Here is a 5352-nt window from a genome sequence, read left to right on the forward strand (position 1 = left end):
TATACCATTCAATTAACCGTTTAAATACAAACTCCAACTTTTGAGGTTCACATCAATTCAGAAGATCTTTTTGTGAAAATATATTTGTTTAGTGAGCCTTTTCGTATTTATAATCCCATGATAGATGTTCTGCATCGATTTGAACTTGTTTGTCATAATCTTTCAGGACTTCTGCTGTTTTACCTGACAAAAAGATTAGAGCAATTATATTAGGTAAAGCCATTAGCCCCATTGATAAGTCAGCAATATCCCAAACTACACCAGGACTTGCAAAATAACCCATGGCAATTGCCATCAAAGCAACTAACTTAAAAGAATGAATGATTTTCCCATTATCAAAGATAAATTTAACATTGGACTCTGCAAAGAAAAACCAACCAACAATTGTAGTTAAGGAAAAGCTTGATAAGGCGATGGCTAAGAATGACTCTCCAATTTTTCCAAATTGAATTTGGAAAGCAGTTTGTGTCATGATTTGACCATACTCACCTAAAGCTTGAGGAGTCATAGCTTGGATTGTTTCAATGGAATAAGCCCCTGTTAAAAGATTTATCATGACCGTTGCCACACAAATAATAAAAGTACATATAAAAACACCAATCATGGCAATAAAGCCTTGTTCAGCAGGATGTGAAGTCACAGCTACTGCATGAGAATGGGGGGTTGATCCCATTCCGGCCTCATTTGAAAATAAACCTCTAGCTAACCCATATCGCATTGCTTGCTGAACACTGATTCCTAGCGCTCCTCCAGCTATCGCTTGAGGATTGAAAGCGCTATTAATAATCAACTTGATAGTGGGTATCAATTGATCAATGTTTAAAATCATAATTAATAATGCCACTAAAACATATGATATGGCCATAGTAGGAACAACACGCTCAGAAAATTTACCAATCCGCTCCATTCCTCCAATAAGGATCCAGCCAACCACCACTATTAAAACACAGGCTATCAAGAATTGATTTAAACCAAAAGCCGTATTCATTGACGAAATAATAGAGTTAGCCTGAACCATAATACCAACTAATCCAAGTGCAACAATGCACAAAACAGCAAAAATATATGCTAGCCACTTTTGCTTTAAACCATTTTTAATATAGTACGCAGGTCCTCCAACTAACGTACCATCTGAAACTTCCCTCTCCCTAAATACTTGAGACATGGTAGCTTCAGCAAACATTGTAGACATTCCTAAAAAGCCAGAAACCAACATCCAAAATGCCGCTCCCGGACCGCCACCAATAATAGCAGTTGCAATCCCTACTATATTGCCAGTCCCTACTTGAGCCGCAACGGCTGTAGCTAAAGATTGAAAAGGAGTCATACCACCTTCTTTGGCTGATTTACCCTTTATAATATCTGATATCATACGTTTCAGAGCAGGAAAAACACGTGAAAACTGCGGGAAACCCAAACGAACAGTCATAAATAATCCGATTCCAATAAAAGCATATAAAAGAACATAATCCCATAAATAATCTCTAAGTGTTACAACAATATCTGAAAAATTCATTAAATAATTCCTTTCTTAATTAGAAACAGCTGAAGTAGACCTGTTAATAAATAAATAAATAACTTTCATATATAGGTTCACTCCTTCCAAGATAATTTGTCGCTACTTGTTAAGATTAACACAAACTATAAGGTAAATTAATGGTTTTCATTAATTTTTTTAATCGTTTTGCTCAATAGTATTATAGCTGATATGTTATTTTTAAACATTTGAATGCTTGAAGGAAATTGTGACTTAATTACTAACGTTCGATGTAGAATTTTAGTCATTCATAAGTATGCTAAATATCGAATAAGATTGATAAAAGGCATTCTATTTCATTTTTATGTTAATAAGTAGATTAGTTTGAAAGAACTTAGATCATTAACTAGAATTCTTAATTTTATAAAGAAAGAAGTGGTATCCATCCGATATAAACACCGAATAAATACCACTTAAATAATCACAAAATATCAACTTTTATTATAACTTCCATAACCAAAATCCTAATGCGGCCGAGAAGACTCGAACTTCCACATCCTTAAGGATACCAGCCCCTCAAGCTGGCGCGTCTGCCATTCCGCCACGACCGCTCTATCAATAACGATAGTATATATTGTAACGAATCGGCAGCGCTTATGTCAACTTTTATTTAGGATTTATTAGTTTTAATCCAATGCGTGACCGTTCACGATCAATAGAAATTACTTCTACTTCAACAATATCTCCCACGGCTACTAGCTCAGAAGGATGCTTAATGAATCGACCTTTTGGTGAACTTAATTTAGATATATGGATAAGTCCATCCTGTTTAACTCCAATATCAACAAAAACGCCAAAGTCGACAACATTTCTTACAACACCCTGTAACTGCATATTTTCCTCTAAGTCTTCCAGCTTCAAAACATCGTCTCTTAAAACAGGCGCATCCTGACCATCTCGAATATCTTGACTAGGATTTATCAAGCCTTCCAAGATATCCTTGGCTGTTTCTTTTCCAATTTGATAAGTTTGAGCAATCTGCTGGGTGTCTAAAGATTTTAAAATTTGACTGCTTTCTACTTGACCTATTTCATCTAAAGACAAGCCATTATCTTCTAGAATCCGTTCTGCAATTGCGTATGATTCTGGGTGAATAGAGGTCTGATCTAGAGGGTTTGTTCCTTTTATAATGCGTAAGAAACCAACAGCTTGTTCATAGGTTTTTGGTCCCATGCGTTTCACTTTTTTAATCTGTTTTCGATCCTCAAACCTACCAATCTCATCTCTTAAAAGAATCACATTCTTAGCTGTTGCATGGGTCATTCCAGATACACGTTCTAATAATTGAATACTAGCAGTATTAATGTCGACTCCTACCTGATTGACTGTCATATTAACGACAAAATCCAATTCATCTGCCAATAAATTTTGGCTAACATCGTGCTGGTATTGTCCGACTCCCATTGATTTCGGATCAATTTTTATCAACTCTGCTAGAGGATCTTGCAATCTTCTTGCGATAGAAACTGCACTTCTTTCTTCTACTTGATAATCAGGAAATTCTTCACGAGCTATTTTACTAGCTGAATATACAGAAGCGCCTGCCTCATTAACAACTATAAACCGAATAGACCGGTCAATCTGCTTAACTACTTCACTTACAAAGACTTCAGATTCTCTACTTGCTGTTCCGTTACCAATAGCAATAACATCAACTTGATGTTGTTCAATCATTGACTTTAAAATAGTCGCTGCTTGTTGGCGCTTATAGTCAGTTGCAGGTGGATGCGGATAGATTACACCCTTATCTAGCACACGACCAGTTTCTGAAATAATCGCCAATTTGCACCCCGTACGATAAGCAGGGTCTAATCCGAGTACGCGAAAGCCCTTCATTGGAGGCTGTAAAAGTAAATGACGTAAGTTCTCTCCAAAAATAGCAATCGCATGGCGATCTGCCCTTTCAGTTTGTTCACTCCTAATTTCACGCTCAATTGCCGGCTGAATAAACCGTTTATAGGCATCTTTAATTGCTAACTCAATCCGCTCTTTTTGTTGGTTAGGCAGTTCTTCATCTAGAATATGCTTTTCTATATACTGAAGCGCCGGTTCCTCATCTACTTGGATTTTAACTGAAAGAACCCCTTCTTTTTCACCACGATTGGAGGCTAAGACACGATATTCAGCAATTTTCATTAGTTTTTCTTGGAAATCGTAATACATTTGATAAACTCCACGTTCGTCAATGTCTTGCTCTTTTAAAGTAGTGGTCCAATAGGCATTATATTTTGTATATTTTCGAATAAATTCTCGGAAATCTGCTCGATCCGATATTTCTTGAGCAATAATCTCATGGGCTCCTTCGAGTGCTTTGTCAACTGATGAAACCGACTCGTTAAGATATTTTTCGGCCTCTTGCTCCAGTGGAACATCTAAGTCTTTATTAGTTAGCATCCAACTTGCTAAAGGTTCTAAACCATTCTCAATAGCCACCATCGCTTTAGTCCGACGTTTTTTCTTAAAGGGACGATATAAGTCTTCTACTTGTTGTAATGTCTGTGCCTGTTCAATATTTTCTTGAAGGTCAGCATCCAGCTTCCCTTGTTCCTCAATCGCTTTTAAGACATCCTCTTTGCGTTGATGGAGATTTAAAGCATACTGATACTGTTTATCGATATCATAGATTTGAACCTCATCTAGAGACCCAGTCATTTCTTTACGGTAACGTGAAATAAAAGGGATTGTATTCCCTTCCTCCAATAAATTAAGAACCGCATTAATTTGATTGACTTCTATATTTAATTCGTTGCTAATGGATTTGATAATATTTGCTTGATTGTTTTCATTATTCATCCTATCATTCTCCTTCTAAAACTGGGACGGAATATATCTGAATTACTGCCGTTTTACTAACTTTCATAGCATGCAGTTCTCCTCCAAAGACACAACCACCATCAATTCCCCATTTCATATCTTTACGCCAAACATTGGAATTATAGTAATTCTGATGAAGCACCATAGTTGGAGTGTGCCCAAAAATAATTTGTTTACCGGTAGAATTCTTTGTTTGATGAAAGCTGTCTCTAATCCACAGAAAATCGTGATCAGAAGTGTTTTTCCAGTTTTCAAGCGACAAATCTACACCAGCATGAACAATAATGAATTCTCCATATTCAAAATAATAAGGGAGACCCTCTAACCAAGTTTCCAGCTTAGGATAAGTCTGTTTAATTTGACGAGCTAGTCGTCTGGCTTGTGATTTTACGACTTTCTCTTCAGGAATATTTAATAACTGACAAATAGTCGCTACTCCACCATTCATAATGTAATGATTAAAAAAATTATGCGGGCTTCGCAAAAAATTTAAGAGCATGGATTCGTGGTTCCCTCTTAAACAGAGGGCATTCTTTTCTTTTTGAAGTTGCCATACACGGTTTAAAACAGCTAAACTATCATAGCCACGATCAATATAATCTCCAATAAAGACCAATCGCTCTTCTTCAGGTATCCAACTTGCTAATAGTTGATCTAATTCATCACTCATTCCGTGGATATCTCCGATAACAAATAAGTGCTCTGGATTATTTTTCACTGCTTCACCGCCTTTAAAATCGAATAAATTAAGTATAGCATAGCTTAAGTAGTAGGAAAATCATAGAATATTTTATAGAAAGCTCGATCAATAGTAAAGCCCCTCACGCAAGTTAGAAGAAACTACTTGAAGGGCTTTATTGTTTTGGTTCTATAATAAACAGGGTGGATGGAAGAAAAAACACTTCCTTCCATCCTATTTTTTGCTACACAAAAACACAGAAGTCCGATCTATTAAAAGTGGTAACTAAAATAGAAAGGACTCTGTGCCAGGACTCATGATA

3 protein-coding genes and 1 tRNA gene are annotated in these 5352 nt (G+C 36.3%); all 4 read right to left on the reverse strand.

Annotation, left to right across the window (positions count from 1 at the left end; all coding sequences use genetic code 11):
- Positions 1–88: 88 nt before the first annotated feature.
- Complete coding sequence (locus tag ACQV2O_RS08345) at positions 89–1516, reverse strand: alanine/glycine:cation symporter family protein (protein ID WP_428875543.1); 1428 nt, start codon at positions 1514–1516, stop codon at positions 89–91.
- A gap of 489 nt (positions 1517–2005) precedes the next feature.
- A tRNA-Leu gene (locus ACQV2O_RS08350) sits at positions 2006–2088 on the reverse strand.
- A 55-nt stretch (positions 2089–2143) separates the two neighbouring features.
- Positions 2144–4330 carry a Tex family protein gene (locus ACQV2O_RS08355; protein ID WP_428875544.1) on the reverse strand — a complete coding sequence of 729 codons (2187 nt, stop codon included), beginning with the start codon at positions 4328–4330 and terminating at the stop codon, positions 2144–2146.
- Between the two features lie 4 nt (positions 4331–4334).
- Entirely contained in the window at positions 4335–5069 is a 735-nt protein-coding gene (locus ACQV2O_RS08360) for a metallophosphoesterase family protein (RefSeq protein WP_428875545.1), read from the reverse strand.
- Between the last annotated feature and the right edge of the window lie 283 nt (positions 5070–5352).

It is taken from the genome of Facklamia sp. P13055, assembly GCF_050409445.1.
Lineage (GTDB): Bacteria > Bacillota > Bacilli > Lactobacillales > Aerococcaceae > Facklamia.